This window comes from Verrucosispora sioxanthis (assembly GCF_010560025.1).
Classification (GTDB): domain Bacteria; phylum Actinomycetota; class Actinomycetes; order Mycobacteriales; family Micromonosporaceae; genus Micromonospora; species Micromonospora palythoicola.
This window is the reverse complement of record NZ_SAIY01000007.1, coordinates 204375-222435: the sequence shown is the minus strand read 5'-3', so window position 1 is coordinate 222435 and position 18061 is coordinate 204375. Positions and strand designations below refer to the sequence as shown.

At 71.5% G+C, this 18061-nt stretch carries 14 protein-coding genes and 3 pseudogenes; all 17 read left to right on the top strand.

The genetic code is table 11. The annotated features are described in order from the left end of the window. Positions 1–90 precede the first annotated feature (90 nt). Complete coding sequence (locus tag ENC19_RS21165) at positions 91–1662, top strand: sugar transferase (protein ID WP_164448911.1); 1572 nt, start codon at positions 91–93, stop codon at positions 1660–1662. 50 nt (positions 1663–1712) lie between these two features. Beyond that, positions 1713–2939: a sensor histidine kinase gene (locus ENC19_RS21160; protein ID WP_164448842.1), complete on the top strand. Its 1227-nt coding sequence runs from the start codon at positions 1713–1715 to the stop codon at positions 2937–2939. Continuing rightward, positions 2936–3715, top strand: coding sequence for a LytR/AlgR family response regulator transcription factor (locus tag ENC19_RS21155; RefSeq protein ID WP_164448841.1), 780 nt, complete (start codon positions 2936–2938; stop codon positions 3713–3715). Before ENC19_RS21160 ends, ENC19_RS21155 begins: the two co-directional genes overlap by 4 nt. 102 nt (positions 3716–3817) lie before the next feature. Next, positions 3818–4264, top strand: a complete 447-nt coding sequence (locus ENC19_RS21150) for a DUF485 domain-containing protein (RefSeq protein WP_235944967.1) — start codon at positions 3818–3820, stop codon at positions 4262–4264. A gap of 1 nt (position 4265) precedes the next feature. Next, a complete protein-coding gene (locus tag ENC19_RS21145) occupies positions 4266–5906 on the top strand; it encodes a sodium/solute symporter (protein WP_164448840.1) in 1641 nt (546 codons plus the stop codon). 106 nt (positions 5907–6012) lie between these two features. Next, positions 6013–6777: an ABC transporter ATP-binding protein gene (locus tag ENC19_RS21140; protein ID WP_164448839.1), complete on the top strand. Its 765-nt coding sequence runs from the start codon at positions 6013–6015 to the stop codon at positions 6775–6777. Next, positions 6762–8453, top strand: coding sequence for an ABC transporter permease (locus ENC19_RS21135; RefSeq protein WP_164448838.1), 1692 nt, complete (start codon positions 6762–6764; stop codon positions 8451–8453). The genes ENC19_RS21140 and ENC19_RS21135 overlap by 16 nt, the downstream gene beginning before the upstream one ends. A gap of 12 nt (positions 8454–8465) precedes the next feature. After that, positions 8466–9135 (top strand): annotated as a pseudogene (locus tag ENC19_RS21130) (flavin reductase family protein). Next, a pseudogene (locus ENC19_RS21125) lies at positions 9125–10089 on the top strand (NAD-dependent epimerase/dehydratase family protein). Before ENC19_RS21130 ends, ENC19_RS21125 begins: the two co-directional pseudogenes overlap by 11 nt. A gap of 88 nt (positions 10090–10177) precedes the next feature. After that, positions 10178–11392, top strand: a pseudogene (locus tag ENC19_RS21120) (LCP family protein). A 173-nt stretch (positions 11393–11565) separates the two neighbouring features. Further along, complete coding sequence (locus ENC19_RS21115) at positions 11566–12750, top strand: LCP family protein (protein ID WP_164448837.1); 1185 nt, start codon at positions 11566–11568, stop codon at positions 12748–12750. A 170-nt stretch (positions 12751–12920) separates the two neighbouring features. After that, positions 12921–13886: an LCP family protein gene (locus tag ENC19_RS21110; RefSeq protein WP_444968377.1), complete on the top strand. Its 966-nt coding sequence runs from the start codon at positions 12921–12923 to the stop codon at positions 13884–13886. Positions 13887–13967: 81 nt separating this feature from the next. Further along, a complete protein-coding gene (locus ENC19_RS21105) occupies positions 13968–14303 on the top strand; it encodes a rhodanese-like domain-containing protein (RefSeq protein ID WP_164448836.1) in 336 nt (111 codons plus the stop codon). Between the two features lie 10 nt (positions 14304–14313). Next, a complete protein-coding gene (locus ENC19_RS21100; protein WP_164448835.1) occupies positions 14314–15105 on the top strand; it encodes a glycerophosphodiester phosphodiesterase in 792 nt (263 codons plus the stop codon). A gap of 53 nt (positions 15106–15158) precedes the next feature. Continuing rightward, entirely contained in the window at positions 15159–16616 is a 1458-nt protein-coding gene (locus tag ENC19_RS21095) for a PAS domain-containing sensor histidine kinase (RefSeq protein WP_164448834.1), read from the top strand. A 66-nt stretch (positions 16617–16682) separates the two neighbouring features. Continuing rightward, entirely contained in the window at positions 16683–17096 is a 414-nt protein-coding gene (locus ENC19_RS21090) for an ATP-binding protein (protein ID WP_281604633.1), read from the top strand. An 81-nt stretch (positions 17097–17177) separates the two neighbouring features. Then, on the top strand, positions 17178–18059 hold the full coding sequence (locus ENC19_RS21085; RefSeq protein WP_164448832.1) for a DUF5926 family protein: 882 nt from the start codon (positions 17178–17180) through the stop codon (positions 18057–18059). The last annotated feature ends 2 nt before the right edge of the window (positions 18060–18061 follow it).

The following is an 18061-nucleotide window of genomic DNA, read 5'->3' as shown; positions in this document are numbered from 1 at the left end:
GGCGACGGAACGGAACTCGCGTGGGAAACTGGAACGGTGAGCGACCCGGGCGGTCACGGCGAGTGAACGCCATGGGTCATGCGGGAGGACATGGGTGAGGTGACGGCTAGCCTCCAGCGCCCGGTGACCAACGAAGGCCGGAGCAGACTCGTGCGGCACGTCGACAGCTTCGAGATCCAGCCGCCCAACCCGCCGTCTCCGAACGGCGTACCCCGATCGGCGTGGGCCCGGGCCCGGCGGCGCGTGTCGCGCTGGCACCGGCCGTACACGGCGATCCTGCTGCTGCTCGACTTCGCCGCCGCGGCCTTCGCCAGTTACACCGCGATCCGCACCTTCGACCAGGCCACCGCGGGTTTCCACCAGGCCCAGAACGATCCGACCTGGTTCTACACGGTGGCGTTCCTGCTGCTGCCACTCGGCTGGCTGGTCACCCTCTGGTTCAACGGGGCCTACGACCGGCGCTGTCTCGGGCTGGGGCCGGACGAGTTCAAGCGGGTGATCCGGGCCGGGGTCGCCGTCTGCGCGGCGCTGTCGTTCCTCGCCTTCGCCACCAAGACCGACCTGTCCCGGTTCACCGTCGGTACGGCGCTGCTGCTGGCGCTGCTGCTGATCCTGCTGGGCCGGATCCTGGCCCGTTTCGTGCTGCACACCGTCCGGCGCAACATCCAGCAGGCGGCGCACCGGATGGTGCTGGTCGGCACCCTGCCGGAGTGCCTGGAGGTGTACACGGCCGTCACCCGCACCCCGGCCGCCGGGCTGGTCCCGGTCGCCATCCACATCACCGACGGGTACGCGGCCGCCAAGGGCGTGCAGACGCCGGTCCCGGTGTACGCCGGTCGCGACGTGCTGGCCCTGGTCCGCGAGATGGGCGCGGACACCATCGCGGTCTGCGGCTCGGCCAGCGCCGAGCCCGGTGAGCTGCGCCGCCTGGCCTGGCAGTTGGAGGGTTCCGGGGTCGACCTGGTGGTGGCCCCACAGCTGACCGACATCGCCGGGCCCCGGGTGCACATCCGCCCGATCGAGGGCCTGCCGCTGCTGCACGTCGAGGAGCCCACCCTCTCCGGGCCGGCGCTGCTGGCCAAGAACATGATGGACCGGGTCGCCGCCGGGCTCGGACTGCTCGCGCTGATCCCGGTGTTCATCGCGATCGCCATCGCGATCCGGATCTCCGACCCGGGTCCGGTCTTCTTCCGGCAACCCCGGGTGGGACACGAGGGGCGCACGTTCCGGGTGTGGAAGTTCCGGACCATGTACGTCGACGCGGAGGACCGGCTGGCCAGCCTGGTCGACCAGAACGAGACCGACGGCATGCTGTTCAAGATGAAGCAGGATCCACGGGTGTTCCCGGTGGGCCGTTTCCTGCGCGCCTCGTCGCTCGACGAGCTGCCGCAGCTGATCAACGTGCTCAAGGGTGAGATGTCGCTGGTCGGGCCGCGTCCGCTGCCCGCCGACGACGGTGACTTCCTCGGTGATGTCCGACGCCGACTGCTGGTCCGCCCGGGAATGACCGGATTGTGGCAGGTGTCTGGTCGCTCCGATCTCTCCTGGGACGAGGCGGTCCGACTGGACCTGTACTACGTCGACAACTGGTCGCTGGCGTACGACCTGAGCATCCTGTGGCGCACGGTCGGCGTGGTGGTCGCGCGCAAGGGCGCCTACTGACCGGCGTCCACCCCTTTCCCGCAGCGTCCGCAACCAGCAGGATCGTCGACGTGGGTGGCAACATCTCCGCCGTGATCGGCGTCTTCTCACTGGTCAGTGTGCTGGCCGGGGCGCTGTACGCGGTCGGCCGGCTGCGCGGTCGGCGCGGCATCGCCACGCCCGGGCAACGGGCGACCTACGAGGTGCTGCACACCGCCGGACTGGCGGCCGAACCGCTGCGGGCCGGGCTGAACCCGGCCGGCGCGGCGAAGGCCGCCCGTCACCTGCGCACCCTGGTCGGCGCGGAAGGGCTGGCGTTGACCGACGCCGACGACCTGCTCGCGCTGGACGGACGCGGCGCGCACCACCGGGAGCAGCTCCGGACCGCCGCCCGACGGGTGATCGCCTCCGAGCGTTCCACCGTGCTGGGCGAGGCGGAGCTGACCTGCGACCGGATCGACTGTCCGGTCCGGGGCGCGGTGGTGGCCCCGCTCGGTGGGGCGTCGGGCCGGATCGCCGGTGCGCTGGTCGCCGTCACCGACGGTGCACCGGCACCCGGTCTGGTCCAGGCCACCCTGGAGACCGCCCACTGGGCCGGCAGCCAACTGGCCCTGGCGGAGCTGGACTCGTCCCGGGAGCGGTTGGCCCGGGCTGAGGTACGCGCCCTGCGCGCCCAGATCAGCCCGCACTTCATCTACAACGCGCTGACCGCGATCGGTTCCTTCGTCCGTACCGACCCGGAACGGGCCCGGGAGCTGATCCTGGAGTTCGCCGAGTTCACCCGGTACTCGTTCCGGGCGCACGGCGAGTTCACCACGCTGGCCGAGGAGCTGCGCTCGATCGACCGCTACCTGACCATCGAACGGGCCAGGTTCGGCGACCGGCTCCAGGTGCGGCTCCAGATCGCCCCCGAGGTGCTGCCGGTGATCCTGCCGTTCCTGTGCCTGCAACCACTTGTCGAGAACGCGGTACGCCACGGGTTGTCGCGCAAGCCGGGCACGGGCATGGTGAGCATCGAGGCCCGGGACGCGGGCGCCGAATGCCACATAACGGTGGAGGACGACGGAGTGGGGATGGATCCGGCCACGCTGACCGCGGGGATCGCCGAGCTGGCCGGGTCGACCGGCGACCCGGGGGACGATCCGGGCCAGCACGTCGGGTTGTCGAACGTCGACGAGCGCCTGCGGTCGGTCTTCGGCGACGGCTTCGGCCTGGTCGTCGAGACCGGCGTCGGCTCGGGTACGAAGGTGAGCATGCGGGTGCCGAAGTTCCACCCCGGCGTACGGGCCGGTTCGTGACCGGCTCCGGCCCGGCCCCCGGCACCGGCTTCCTGCGGGTGCTGGCGGTCGACGACGAGCCACCGGCACTCGACGAGTTGGCGTACCACCTGCGGGCCGACCCCCGGGTGGCCCGGCTGCACACGGCCGGTGACGCGACCGAGGCGCTGCGGGTGCTGCGCGACGACGACGTGGACGTGGTCTTCCTGGACATCCGGATGCCCGGCCTGGACGGCATGGAGCTGGCCCGGGTACTGCGCCGCTTCGCCCGCCCCCCGGCGATCGTCTTCGTCACCGCGTACGACGACGGTGCCGCGGACGCCTTCGACGTGGGCGCCACCGACTACGTGCGCAAGCCGGTACGCGCCGAGCGGTTGGCCGAGGCGCTGCGCCGGGTGGTCGGCTCGCGGGTGGTACCCACCCATCCCGCCGCGCTGGCCCGGGCCGAGGAGGATCCCACCATCCCGGTCGAGCTGGCCGGCACCACCCGGATGCTGCCCCGGTCCGCGGTGCGGTGGGTCGAGGCGCAGGGCGACTACGCCCGGCTGCACACGGCGGACGGGTCGCACCTGGTACGGGTTTCCCTGGCGACGCTCGCCGAACGATGGGCCGATGCGGGGTTCGTCCGGATCCACCGGTCGTACCTGGTGCAGTTGCGGCTCATCGCCGAACTCCGCCTGGTCAACTCCGGCTACGTGGTGGTCATCGACGACACCGAGCTGCCGGTGAGCCGGCGGCACACCCGGGAGCTGAAGGACAAGCTGGTCCGGGCCGCCAAGCAGGAGTGGAGCCGCTGACCGACGGTGTTGTCCACCGGGTTGTCCACAGGCCCGACCGGTTGTCCACACCGTTGTCCACAGGCCGCTTGACATTCCCGTCGGGCCGACGAGACTGCCGGGATGGCCGCCGAGGATGCACCGCCGGCACCCCGCCGCCCCGACCCCGCCGGAACTCCCGATGCGACCGCCGGATCCGGACCACCGGCGCGTACCCGGGTGGTGCTGGCGGAGGTGTCCCGCCGGTCGCGCTGGCCCGCCGGCACCCACACCGAACTGACCCAGCAGACCCGGGTCGGTGAGGCGCTCGTTCGCGGCCTGGTCCGCGCTCAGCTGGCGCTGGCCCTGCAACTGTCGGCGGTGGTGATGGTCGGGCTGGGCGGGCTGCCCTGGCTGTTCGCCATCGCACCCTCCGTCGGCCGGATGACCGTGCTCGGCGTCAACCTGCCGTGGCTGCTGCTCGGGGTGCTCTCCTTCCCGTTCCTGGTCGCCGTCGGGTGGACGTACGTCCGCCTGGCCGAGCGCAACGAGCAGGACTTCACCGACCTGGTCCAGCGGCCGGAGCGCTGACGTGGGCAACGATCTCGTCGTACCGGCGATCGTGGCGGTCACCCTGGTCACCGTCGCCATCGGCTTCTACGGGCTGCGGCTGGCCCGCACCACCTCCGACTTCCTGGTCGCCTCCCGGGTGGTCAGCCCCACCTGGAACGCCGCCGCGATCGGCGGCGAGTACCTGTCGGCGGCGAGCTTCCTCGGCGTCGCCGGGCTGATCCTCAAGTACGGCGTGGACGTGCTCTGGTATCCGGTCGGGTTCGCCGCCGGCTACCTGGCCCTGCTGCTGTTCGTTGCCGCGCCGCTGCGTCGGTCCGGCGCCTTCACCCTGCCCGACTTCTGCGAACTGCGGCTCGGCTCCCGCCGGCTACGGACGCTGGCCACCGTCTTCGTGATCTTCATCGGGTGGCTGTACCTGGTGCCGCAGCTCCAAGGTGCCGGTCTGACGCTGGCCACGCTGGCCGGCTCGCCGTACCCGGTCGGCGCGCTGGTGGTGGCCGCCGTCGTCACCGCGAACGTGGCCCTGGGTGGGATGCGGGCGGTCACCTTCGTGCAGGCGTTCCAGTACTGGCTCAAGCTGACCGCGCTGGCCGTACCGGCGATCTTTTTGGCCTTGCAGTGGCAGGCCGACGGTCGCCCGGCGGTGACCCCGCCCGACGGAGCCACGTTCCGGACGGCGACCACCGTGGTGGTCGAGCAACGCGCCGTGCTCACCCTCTCCGACGGTCAGACCCTGGAGGTACGCCCCGGCGACGAGCTGAGCTTCGCCGAGGGTGAACCGGTGCCGGAGGTCTCCGGGGTGGCCAACGGGGCCGCCGACTGGCTGCTGCCCAGCGACGCCGGTTCCGACGACCGGGGACTGTTCGGCACGTACTCGCTGATCCTGGCCACCTTTCTGGGCACCATGGGGTTGCCGCACGTGCTTGTCCGCTTCTACACCAACCCTGACGGGGCCGCCGCCCGGCGGACCACGCTGGTGGTCCTGGCCCTCGTCGGGGTCTTCTACCTGCTGCCCACCATCTACGGCGTACTGGGCCGGATCTACACACCGCAACTGCTGGTCACCGGCCAGACCGACGCGGTGGTGGTGCTGCTGCCCGAGGCGGCGCTCGGTGCCGGGACCACCGGCCGGCTACTGGCGGCGCTGGTCGCCGCCGGGGCGTTCGCGGCCTTCCTGTCCACCTCGTCCGGGCTGCTCACCAGCGTCGCCGGGGTGATCTCCACCGACGTGCTCGGTCGGGGCTCGGTGCGCGGTTTCCGGCTGGCCACGGTGATCGCCGGGGTGGTGCCGACGGTTCTCGCCCTCAACGTCTCCGGTCTGGACGTCTCGCAGGTGGTGGGCCTGGCGTTCGCGGTCGCCGCGTCCAGTTTCTGCCCGCTGCTGGTGCTCGGCATCTGGTGGCGGGGTCTCACCGACGCGGGCGCCGCCGCCGGGATCCTCGTCGGCGGCGGGGCCGCCGTGGCGTCGGTCCTGGTCACCGTCCTCGGCCCGGCCCTGACCGGCTGGCCGGCCACCCTCATCGCCCAGCCGGCCGCCTGGACGGTGCCGCTTGCCTTCACGGTGATGATCGCGGTGTCGCTGGCCACCCGCCGTCGCGCCCCGACCGACATCGGCCGCACCATGCTCCGCCTGCACGCCCCCGACGCCCTCCACTCTTGAGCGCGCCCTTGCGGCACCGGCTCGGCGCTGGTCCGCCTCGGGGATGAGCTGCGGATCCTCCTCCGGTCGGGCGGCGGGCTGGTCGGCACGGGATACGGTCGGGCGCATGACTGGTGAGCACCCGGCGTTGGCGCTGCGCGGCCTGGCCAAGAGCTTCGACGGCAAGGTCGCGGTGGCCGGCGTGGATCTCGACGTCCCAGCCGGCTCGTTCTACGGGCTGCTCGGCCCGAACGGCGCCGGCAAGACCACCACCCTGTCGATGGCCGTCGGGTTGCTACGGCCCGATTCCGGCGGCGCCTGGGTGCTCGGCCACGACGTGTGGGCCGATCCGGTCACCGCGAAGCAGTTGCTCGGCGTCATGCCGGACGGGGTACGCCTGTTCGACCGGCTCAGCGGGGCCGAGTTGCTGGCGTACCACGGTCTGCTGCGCGGCATGGACCCGGCCGTGGTCGACCAGCGGGCGGCGGAGCTGCTCGACGTGCTGGCCCTCGCCGACGCCGGCCGGACCCTGGTGGTCGACTACTCCGCGGGCATGAAGAAGAAGATCGGTCTGGCCTGCGCGTTGTTGCACGGTCCCCGGGTGCTCGTGCTCGACGAACCGTTCGAGGCGGTCGACCCGGTCTCGGCGGCACTCATCCGGGACATCCTGAAGCGGTACGTGGCCGGCGGCGGGACGGTGGTCTTCTCCAGCCACGTCATGGAGGTCGTGCAACGGCTCTGCACGCACGTGGCGATCCTCGCCGCCGGCACCATCAAGCGGGTCGGCACGCTGGAGCAGGTACGCGGCGACCGCTCGCTGGAGGACGTCTTCGTCGAGGTGGTCGGCGGGCGTACCGCCACCGGTGAGGAGCTGGCGTGGCTGTCCCGGTGACCGCACCGGCGAGCCAGGTGCGGTCGGTCTCGGCGCGTCACTTCGTCAAGCTGAAGCTGCGGGTGATGGGCAACAACTTCCGCGGTCAGGGCTGGCGGGTGGCGCTGTTCCTGGTCGGCTCGCTGATCGGGCTCTGGTTCGCGATCGCTGCCTTCTTCGGCCTGGCCGCTCCCGGGCTGGCCGGCGACGACCGGTACGCCCTGCTGGTCGCCGCGTTCGCCGGTGGTCTGACGGTGCTCGGTTGGCTGCTGCTGCCGCTGGTCTTCTTCGGCGTCGACGAGACCCTCGACCCGGCCCGCTTCGCGCTGCTGCCGCTGTCCCGACGCACCCTGGTGACCGGGCTGTTCGCGGCGGCGCTGGTGAGCGTGCCCACGGTCGCCGCGCTGCTGGCCCTCTCCGGGCTGGTGGTCACCGCCGGGGTGTTCGGCGGCTGGTCGGCCGCCCTGGTCGCCGCCGTCGGGGTGGTCTGCGGGCTGCTCCTCTGCGTCGCCGGTGCCCGAGCGGTGACCAGCGCGTTCGCCTCCATGCTCCGCTCCCGCCGGGTACGCGACCTGGCCGCCGTCCTGCTCGCGGTGCTCGCCGCCTCGCTCGGCCCGTTGCAGCTCGCCGGCGTGGCCGCGATCCAGGACACCGACTGGGACCGGCTCACCGGCGTGGCGACGGTGATCGGGTGGACTCCCCTCGGTGCCCCCTGGACGGTGGGTATCGACGTGGCGCAGGGCCGGGCCTGGGCCGCGCCCGTGAAGCTGCTGATCACCGTGGTGACGATCGTCGCGCTGCTGGCCTGGTGGTCACGCTCGCTGGAGTCGGCGATGGTGGGCGCGGCGACCGCCGGACCCACCCGGGCACGGCCCGGAGTCACCGGCGGCGTGGTGGCCCAGCTCTTCCCCCGGGCCACCGGCTGGCTGCACCGGGACCGGTTCGGTGCCCTGGTCGCCCGGGAGGCCCGCTACTGGTGGCGGGACGCCCGACGACGCGCCAACCTGATCACCATCGCGGTGGTCGGTCTCTTCGTGCCGGTGATGGTCAATTTCGGTGGGCAGGGCTTCACCTTCGACAGCGAGCAGGGCTTCAGCGCCGCCGGGGACTCCTCGCCGGTGCTGGTCAGCCTCTCCATGCTCTTCGTCGGTCTGCTCGCCGCGGTGACGCTGGCCAACCAGTTCGGCTTCGACGGCAGCGCGTACGCGGCAAACGTGGTGGCCGGTGTGCCGGGGCGGCTGGAGCTGCGCGCCCGGATCACCGCGTTCTCGCTCTACGTGCTGCCGATGCTGGCGGTGGTCGCCGTGGTGATCGCGCTGGTGCTCGGCGAGCCGACGTGGATCGGATTCATGGCGGGTGCACTGGTCGCCACCTACGGTGCCGGGTTGGCGGTCAACTCGTTCGTCTCGGTGCTGGGCGCGTACTCGCTGCCGGAGACGAGCAACCCGTTCGCGATGAACAGCGGAGCCGGGGTGGTCAAGGGCATGCTGACCCTGCTGGCCATGGTGGCCACCGGGGCGCTCGCCGCACCGATGGTGCTCGCCGCGGCACTGCTCGGCGACGCGTGGCTCTGGCTGGGCCTGCCGCTGGGCGTGGCCTACGGCGTCGGCGCGGCGCTGCTCGGCGCGTACCTGGCCGGCGACGTGCTGGACCGCCGCCAGCCCGAACTGCTCGCCCTGGTCACCCCCCGCCGCTGACCGTCGCACCAGATGCGGCATGTCGCGGTGTCCCTACCGGGAGACACCCCAACATGCCGCATCTCGCGAGCTGTAGCCGAGGCCCACGAACCGGGCGGACGGGTCACAATGTTTCACGTGAATCATGAGCCGGGTGCCCGGATCCACCACACCGACCCGTTCGCCGCGCCGGCCGAGGATCGTTCGCCCGTACGCCGGCTGCGGGGCCGGCTCGCCGCGCCGGTGACCCTCTGGACGGCGCCGGGGCCGGCCGGCCTGACGGTGTCGTCGACCCTGGTGCGAGAGCCGGGCCGACTGCTCGGGCTGGTGGACGCCGAGTCAGGCTGTGGGCGGCGGTCGAGGAGGCCGGCCGTTTCGCCGTGGCCCCGCTCGGTCCGTCGCACCGGCAGCTCGCCGACGGTTCGCCGGCCTGTTCCCTCGCCGGGCGGCCTGTTTCGCCATCGGTGGCTGGCTGGACACGCGGGCCGGTGCCGGACGACGCGGGCGGCCAGGCCGGCTGCCGCCTCGACGGTGCCCGGCAGTACGGCTGGGGTCTGCTGGTGGGGCGACCATCGAGCGGGTGGAACTGACCGACGACGTGGAGCCGCTGCTGCACCACCAGGGCCGCTACCGGGGGACTGGCCTGACCGTCCCGACGGACCGGCCACCGGGCTCCTTTAGGCTGACAACTCATGAAGGTTGAGCAGCGCTGGTCCCGGTCGCACCATCCTGGTCACCGGCCGGGGCCAGGTTCGTCCGTCGCACCTGGTGGATTCCCTGATCGAGCGCGGCTGCACGGTCGTCGCCCTCGACAACTTCGTCACCGGGTCCAAGGAGAACGTCGCACACCTGCTCGACACGCCGACCTTCACGCGCTGGTGGAGGGCCGACATCTCCGACAGGTTGCCTTCATCCGGCGGTGGCGGAGCGGTTCGACGCGATCCTGCACGTAAGCCTCGCCAGCCAGCCCGACGGACTTCGAGAAGCTGCCGGTGGAGATCCTGCAGGTCGGCTCCGGTGGCCGCCCTGCCGCCTGCTGGAGCGGGCCGCAGCCGACGCGCCCGGTTCCTGCTGGCCTCCACCTCGGAGGCGTACGGCGACGAAGGAGCACCCGCAGCGGGGAGACGTACTGGGGCAACGTCAACCCGATCGGCATTCGCAACACGTCTACGACGAGGCGGAAGCGCTTCTCGGAGGCCGCGACGATGGCGTACCGCCGCAGTCGAGGCGTGGACGCACGATCGTGCGGATCTTCAACACCACAGCGGGCCGAGGATGCGGCCCGACAGGCAGGCCATCCGGCCTTCATCTCGCAAACGTGCAGGGCGAGCCGATCACGGTACCTGGCACCGGCAACCAATTCCATCTGCTACGTCGCCGACCTGGTCGGGGCATCCTGCTGTTGCTGGACTCGACCGAGCGGGCCGGTGAACTGCGGCACCGGCACGAGATGAGCATGCGGGAGCTGGCCGAGACGATCATGTCGCTCTGCGACAGCCGCTCTCCAGGTGACATTCGTCACGCGTAGCGCCGACGATCGAGTGCGTCGTCCGGATCTCACCCTCGCCCGAGAAGCGCTTCGGCCACGAACTCGACCGTCGCGCCGGAGGAGGGACTGCGGCGCACCATCGAACGCTTCCGCAAGCGGCTGGGGTAGTCGCACGGACGGGGCAGGGCGACACCGCCGTCGTCCCCGGAAACCGCGGTAGGGGCGAGACTGGCTCGTGCTGCGTACATTGAGTTACATGTCAGCGACCATTTCCGCCGCCCTGCCGGCCCTTCACCTGCACCGCAGCGCCGGGCGGCAGTGCCGGGTGGGACGCGGGGGCCGGGCCGGCGGACCGGCCGACGCCAGTGGCACCCGGCGTACGACGACGAGCCGGTCCCGCCTGCCGCCCGGAGACCGCGCGGTCCGCTGGTCCGGGTGACTCCGGTGGCGTCCGTCGCCGCGACGGCGGCGACCGCACTGGCGCCGCATCGCACTGGTGGCCGGCGTCGCCGTGCTCGTGCTGGCCCTGATCGGCGGCGCGGGTGCCTGGTTCTACGCCCGCAGCCTGGACAACAACATGGCCCGCACCGACCCGTTCTCGGAGATCACCGGCGACCGGCCGGCCAAGGCGGTGAACGGTGCGCTCAACATCCTGATGGTGGGCACCGACTCGCGGGATCCGGACGCGCCGATGGACCGGGCCGGTGAGTGGCGGGCCGACACGATCATCGTCATGCACATCCCCGCCGACCACAAGCAGGCGTACCTCGTCTCCATCCCCCGGGACCTGTACGTGCCGATCCCGGAGAGCGCCGGTGCCGGATGTGAGACGGGTCAACGACGCAAGATCAACGCTGCGTTCGCGTTCGGTGGTCTACCCCTGGCGGTACGCACGGTCGAGTGCTTCACCGACGTGCACATCGATCACGTGATGGCCATCGACTTCGCCGGGTTCAAGCAGGTCACCGACGCCCTCGGCGGGGTGGACCTGGAGGTGGAGCGGACCATCACCTCGATCCACAAGCCGTACCGGAAGTTCACCAAGGGCACCAACCACATGAACGGCGCCGAGGCCCTGGACTGGATCCGTCAACGCAAGCAGTTCCCGGACGGCGACTTCGCCCGGATGCGCCACCAGCAGGATTTCCTCCGGGCGCTGATGGACAAGGCGGCGAGCACGGGCACGCTCACCAACCCGAAGAAGCTCAACGCCTTCCTCCAGTCGGTCACCGAAGCGGTCACCGTCGACCAGGGCTTCTCGCTCACCGACATGGCGGTGCAGTTCCGCAATCTGCGCGGCGAGAACCTGACCTTCGTCACCAGTCCGCACCTGGGCAGCCAGACCATCAACGGTGAGTCGGTGGTCGTCTCCGACCGGGAGAAGGCGCTGACGATGTACCGGGCGATGGCCGGGGACACGATGGCCGACTGGATGCGGGCCAACAAGCAGTCGACCACCGGCAACGGCTGACCACGACCGGTACGCCAGGAACGGCCGATCGTCTACTTTGCTGTGGACGATCGGCCATTTCGGCAGGATGACGTGGTAAAGAACGTGAACTGGACACCACGTGAACTCGCCAGCACCGGAATGCGAACGTAAAGTGTTCCCGCCCCCTTCTGCGTACACGAGCTGGAGCACGCATGCCGGTTCACAGCCCCTCCCTGCTTGAGCCGCCGCGCGCGTCCGCCGCCCCGCCCACCCGCAACGACGGGTCCGGCAAATCCGGCAAGAAGCGCACCCGGCGCAAGGATCCCCTCTGGGCCCGACTCACCGTGGTCTTCGGTGCCGCGCTGATGATGACGAGCGGTGTGGCGATCGTCGGCAGCAAGGCGGTGATCAGTCAGGCCACCGGCAGCATCTCCCAGCGCAACCTGCTCGGCGAGGCCGGCAAGACCTCCGCGGAGGGTGGGGCCGACCTCAAGGGCCCCATCGACATGCTGCTGCTGGGGGTCGACGCCCGGGAGCGCTGGGCGGCCGACGACGTACGCGCGGACAGCATCATCGTGCTGCACATCCCGGCCACCCACGACCAGGCGTACCTGATCTCGATCCCCCGGGACACCGAGGCGCGGATCCCGGCGTTCGAGAAGACCGGTTACCCGGGCGGCGTCGGTAAGATCAACGGCGCGTTCCAGGCCGGTGCCCAGAACGGCGGCGGCTGGGAGGGCGGTGCCCAGTTGATGGCGCAGACCATCAAGGGCATGACCGGGGTCAGCTTCGACGGTGCCGCCATCATCAACTTCGGCGGCTTCAAGAAGGTGATCGACTCCCTCGGCTCGGTGCGCATCTGCCCGAAGCAGGAGGTCACCTCGATCCACATGTCGTACGTCGACGGCGAGCCGATGTGGAACGCGGACGCCAAGAAGACCGGCAAGCCCCGCACCCCGGTGGTGCACAAGAAGGGCTGCCAGGAGATGGAGGGCTGGGCGGCCCTGGACTTCTCCCGCCAGCGGTACGGCCTCAAGAACAGCGACTACGACCGGCAGCAGAACCAGCAGCAGCTGATCAAGGCGATGGCGAAGAAGGCCACCCAGAACGGCAGCCTGACCAACCCGGTCAAGCTGAACCAGCTGATCAAGGCGGCCGGCAAGGCGTTCATCCTGGACACCGGTGGTGTGCCGGTGGAGGACTTCGTGTTCACCATGCGTGGGGTGACCGGCAACGAGTTGATCATGCTGAAGACCAACGGCGGCACGTACAACGCCAAGGGCAACGGCACCGAGGCGCTGAGCGAGCAGACCCTGGACATGTTCCAGGCGGTTCGCAAGGACAAGCTCGCCGAGTTCGTGTTCTACAACCCCGAGGTGATCTCCTCGCGGAAGTGACCGGCCGGCTCGCGATGGCCGAACCGCCGACACTCTCGGTGATGACTCCGTAACCTGATGTGAGAATGATTCATGTCAGGCCTTGCGGGAGGGACGTCACGGCCAGGACGGGGCGTACGAGCGGAAAGCGGTCGCCGGGCGCGCAGGCCCGACGACCGCGATGGCCCCGCGTGCTACTCGGCATCGGGCTGAGCGTGCTGCTCCTGGCCACGCTCGCCGTGGTCGGGCTGCGGGTGCTCACCGACCGGTACGAAGCCACGATGACCCGGGCGGAGCTGCTCGACCCGAGCGCCCGCGCCGACCGCACCGACCTGGACGGCCCGCTCAACTACCTGCTCGTCGGTTCGGACCGGCGTCCAGGTGACGCCGACTCCGAACAGCGCACCGACACCATCCTGATCGTGCACGTGCCGCCCGGGCTACGCGAGGGCTACCTGGTCTCCGTGCCGCGCGACCTGCTGGTGGCCATTCCACCGGGCGGCGGCTACCCCGGCGGTGAAGACAAGATCAACACGGCGTACGAGTACGGCGGCGGCGGCCAGCCCGGTGCGCACCTGCTCTCGGCCACCCTGGCCCGACTCACCGGCATCCGCTTCGACGGGGCCGCACTCGTCGACTTCGCCGGCCTGCGAAACGTGATCGACCTGCTCGGCGGGGTCGAGATGTGCGTACGCAGCGAGGTGCGGTCGATCCACACCGACCGGGTCTTCCGGCCGGGCTGCCAGCGGATGGACGGCGCGCAGGCGTTGGACTACGTGCGCCAGCGCTACGACCTGCCGGGCGGCGACTACGACCGGCAGACCCATCAGCAGCAGTTGCTGGGGGCGATGCTGGAACAGGCCGGCGAGACCCGGCTCCGCACCGACCCGGTACGGCTGCACCGGCTGATCGGGGCCGTCGGCGGCTCGCTGACCGTGGACACCAACGGTGTCCCGGTGGAGGACCTGTTGCTGGCCCTGCACGGCCTGGCCACCGACGGGCTACGGGGCGTACAGGTGCCGTCCTACCCTCAGATGATCGACCAGGTGTCCTACGTCCGGCTCGACGACGAGGGTGACGGGCTGTTCGCGGCGGTACGCGGCAGCCGGATGTCGGAGTGGGCCGGCGCCCATCCGCGCTGGGTGACCCGGCTCTGACCGACACCGGACCGGGCGCGGGCGGTGCTCGCCGTGCGGTCGCGGGGGCAGCCGCGCGGCGAGGTTCTAGGCTTGGTACCCGTGTTCGGACCTCAGATACCCACCGTGACCGTTCCCGAGATCAGCGATCAGACGTACCTGCTCGACGTCCGGGAGGACGACGAGTGGGCCGCCGGTCACGCTCCCGGCGCCCACCACCTGCCGATGATGGAGCTCCCCGCCCGCCTGGCCGAGGTGCCGACGGACCGCGACGTGGCCGTCATCTGCCGCTCCGGCGGTCGATCCGCTCAGGTCGTGGCGTATCTGCTGCGCAACGGCTGGGAACAGGTGAGCAACGTCGCCGGCGGGATGGGCGACTGGGCGGCGGCCGGTCGGCCGGTGGTCGGCTCCGACGGGCAGCCGGGCCGGGTCCTGTAGGGCGCCAACCGTGGCCGGACCCCTCGTCTTCGCCCACCGTGGCGCCTCGTACGACCTGCCGGAGCACACCCTCGCCGCCTATCTACGCGCCCTCGACGAGGGCGCCGACGGGCTGGAGTGTGACGTCCGGTTGACCCGGGACGGGCACCTCGTCTGCGTACACGACCGGCGGCTGGACCGGACCAGCAACGGCCGCGGTCTGGTCAGCGCCCGTACGCTCGCCGAGTTGGAGCAGTTGGACTTCGGTTCCTGGCATCCCGGGGGTGTTCCGGCCAACGGCGACGAGGTGCTCGACGACTCACACACCCGGCTGCTCACCCTCGAACGGCTGCTGGAGGCGGTGCTGGCCGCCGGCCGGCCGGTCCGGCTGCTCGTGGAGACCAAACATCCGTCCCGCTACGGCGGCAACGTGGAGCGGCGGCTGGTCACCCTGCTGCACCGGTACGGGCTGGCCGAGCCGCGTCCGGACGCACCCGTACGGGTCACCGTGATGTCCTTCTCCCCGCTGGCGGTGCGCCGGATCCGGACGCTGGCCCCGGCGCTACCGACCGTGCTCCTGCTGGAAGTGCTCCCCCGGTGGTTGCCCATGGGTCGGCTGCCCTTCGGTGCCGGCATCGCCGGACCGGGGATCGCGCTGGTCCGCGCCCGCCCGGCCCTGGTGCCGGCGCTGCGGCAAGCCGGCAACCAGGTCTACGTGTGGACCGTCAACGAACCGGCCGACCTCGACCTGGTACTGGCAGCGGGGGTGGACGGCGTGATCACCGACCGTCCGGCGCAGACTCTCGCCCGGCTGCGTCGGTAATCGCAGCCGGGCCGGGGGTGCCCGCAAGCGCGGTCGGCAGGCACACTCGGGTCATGCCGGACCGCACCGACTACTCGGCTCTGATCGCCGGGCACACCGCCGTCATCGAGATGATCAACTCCGGCGACGCGGGTCTGCCGGTGCTGACCCAGCTGCTCCGGGTGGCCCAGCCGGCGCTCGGGGCCGCCGGGATGGCGTTCGTGGAGTTCGCGCCCAGCGGCGGCCGGGTGATCGCCGCCACCGGTGCCGCCGAGTGGACCGTCGGCCGGCCGCTGCCCGCCAACGACCCGGCCACCATCTGCCTGCTCGCCGGTCCCCGGGTGCAGTGCGTACGGACCGACCGGTTCGCCAACGCGCTCGCCAGCGAACTGGCCGAGCGCGGCCTGCGGCGGATGGTCGTCTCCCGGGCCGAGATCGGTGGCCACACCGTCGGCAGCCTGCACGCCCTCTACCTCGCCGGCGACGAGGAACCCACGGCCGAGGAACGCGGCGTGGTCGGATACCTCGGCTCCTGCATCGCCCACATGTACGGCGACCAGAGCGGCCTGCCCGTGCACGGCGACGGACCGGTGGTCGCGGCGCTCGCCGACGGCCTGGCCGTGGTCGACCGGGACGCCCACGTACGACTCTGGAATCCGGCCGCCGCGCAGGTGACCGGCCGGTCCACCGCAGAGGCGATCAACCAACCGCTACCCTTCCCGCTGCCGCCGTCGGGGCAGGTTCTTGATCATCGACTGCCGGGCGGACGCTGGTTGCGGATCACCTCCGGTGAGCTGCCGGGCCCCGGTGCCCTGCGGGTGGTCACCTTCCGGGACATCACCGACCAGCAGCGGCACGACCACGAACGGGATCTCTTCGTCGCGGTCACCAGCCACGAACTGCGTACCCCGGTCACCGTCATCAAGGGCTACGCGGACACCCTCACCGACCACTGGGAGTCGCTCAGCGAGACCGACCGGCGGCAGGCGGCCCGGGTCATCGGCCAGCGGGCCAACGAGCTGGCCCGGCTGCTGGACCGGCTGCTCTCGTCCGCGGCCGAGGCGTGGCCGGGCGACGGACCGCCGGCCCCCTTCGACCTGACCGAGACGCTGCGGATCGCGATCGACGACCTGCCCACGGATCTGCGTCGGCGGACCACCCTGGAGGTGCCGGCCGAGCTGCCCAGGGCGATCGGGCATCGGCAGAGCCTGGCCACCGTGCTCACCGAACTCGTCACCAATGCCGGCAAGTACTCCCCACCCGACTCCCCGATCGACGTCGCCGCCGGTGCCGACGGCCAGACCGTCTGTTTCCGGGTCGCCGACCGGGGCATCGGCGTACGCCCGGAGCACGTGGAACGGGCCTTCGACCGGTTCTGGCAGGGCGACTCCGGCGACCGGCGTCGCTATCCCGGCACCGGTCTCGGCCTCTATCTGGTCCGCCGGATCGTTGAACAACAGAATGGCTGGGTATTCCTTCGTCCGAGAAGTGGTGGGGGTACGGTCGCAGAGGTGCGGCTGCCCCGCAGGTGACAGTGGGGGTCACGGGGCGAAAGAGGGGCAGAGGTGGCGACGACAGCTGTCGAACGGGCGTGGTGCGTGGTGGTGCCGCACCATCCCAGTGGGGCGCGGATCGCCCGGCACCGGCTCGCCGCCGAGCTGGCCGGAACCGTCTCCCCGGCGATGCTCGCGGACCTGGTGGCGGTCCTGGCCGAGCTGGTCGGCAACGCGGTGCGGCATGCCGACCCGCTGCCGGGCGGCGTGGTCCGGGTCGCCTGGCGGCTGCGCTACCCGCCCGAGGGACCGCAACTGCGACTGCGGGTCACGGATGGCGGGGCCGCGAGCGGCCCACGTGTCCGCCCACCCGACCCGGACGCGGCCGACGGGCGCGGCCTGCACATCGTCTCCGGTCTGGCGACCAGCTGGGGCGTGGAACGCGACGGGCTCGGCCAGAGCGTCTGGGCCGACTTCGATCCGGTCGGCGACCGGCCGGCGCTGGTGACGACCGGCTGAACCGGTAGGTCGACCCGTTGTCGCGGCGCGGAGGCGGGTCCGGCCCCCACCGGCCGCCGGAGGGCTCTAGGCTGTGTCGCCGTGAGCAAGCGTCGAAAGAACCAGCGGGCGGCCACAGCCGGCAAGCGGGAACGGATCCGGGACGTCTTCGTTCCCCGGCCCTTCGAGGGGCTGGTCGACGAGCCCGAGTGGATCGCCCTGCGGGAGCTGGTGCCGGCCGCCTCCGCGCCACTGCGGCTGATCCCGGCACTCGTCGACGAGCACGGCGACCGGCCGGTCACCCTGGCCACCGTGCTGCCGATGGCCGCTCCCGCGATGAGCCGGGACGACGGTCACATCTTCATCGGGCTTCAACGTCATCTCCAGTCCGGTGACGTCTCTCGCGACCTGGCCGAGTCGCTGCTCTGCGCACTGCGTACCGCCCCGGGCGCGCAGGTCGCGGTGCCACCGCTGCCCGGCCCGGGTCCCCGGTTGCAGGACATCCTGGTCGACGGCCCGTTGGAGATCAGCCTGCACGAGGGCTTCGAGTTCTGGCTGGCTCCCGAAGCCGCCGAGGATCCGACCGTGCGCGCCTCCCTGGAGCGGGCCAACGCGGCGATCTATCCGACGCAGCGACTGGCCGCCGCGCGCGCCGCGTACTGGTGCCGGGTGTCGGAGAAGGCCCACGTCCGCTGGGTGCTGCCGGAGGCCGAGGAGGCCGCCCTGGACGCACTGGCCCGGCTCGGCGCGGCCGGCTCGCTGACCCTCGGCGAGGCGACCCGGTTCGCCGGCATGTTCCGGGCCCACGGGCGACTCGTGCCGGTCTGGGACCTGCCCGAGGACATCCCGGCGGGTGACTGGGAGCAGCCGGTCGCCGACTTCGCCAAGCGGTACGCCGACGCCCTGTCCGAGACCGGCCCGCTCGACGCCGACGCCCGCCGGTCCCGGCAGGGGCTGCTCGGCCGCCAACTCACCCTGCGCTGAGC

Coding starts and splice junctions, on each gene's coding strand:
- ENC19_RS21165 (WP_164448911.1), top strand. CDS start 91: ATGGGTGAGGTGACGGCTAGCCTCCAGCGCCCGGTGACCAACGAAGGC.
- ENC19_RS21150 (WP_235944967.1), top strand. CDS start 3,818: ATGGCCGCCGAGGATGCACCGCCGGCACCCCGCCGCCCCGACCCCGCC.
- ENC19_RS21140 (WP_164448839.1), top strand. CDS start 6,013: ATGACTGGTGAGCACCCGGCGTTGGCGCTGCGCGGCCTGGCCAAGAGC.
- ENC19_RS21115 (WP_164448837.1), top strand. CDS start 11,566: ATGCCGGTTCACAGCCCCTCCCTGCTTGAGCCGCCGCGCGCGTCCGCC.
- ENC19_RS21095 (WP_164448834.1), top strand. CDS start 15,159: ATGCCGGACCGCACCGACTACTCGGCTCTGATCGCCGGGCACACCGCC.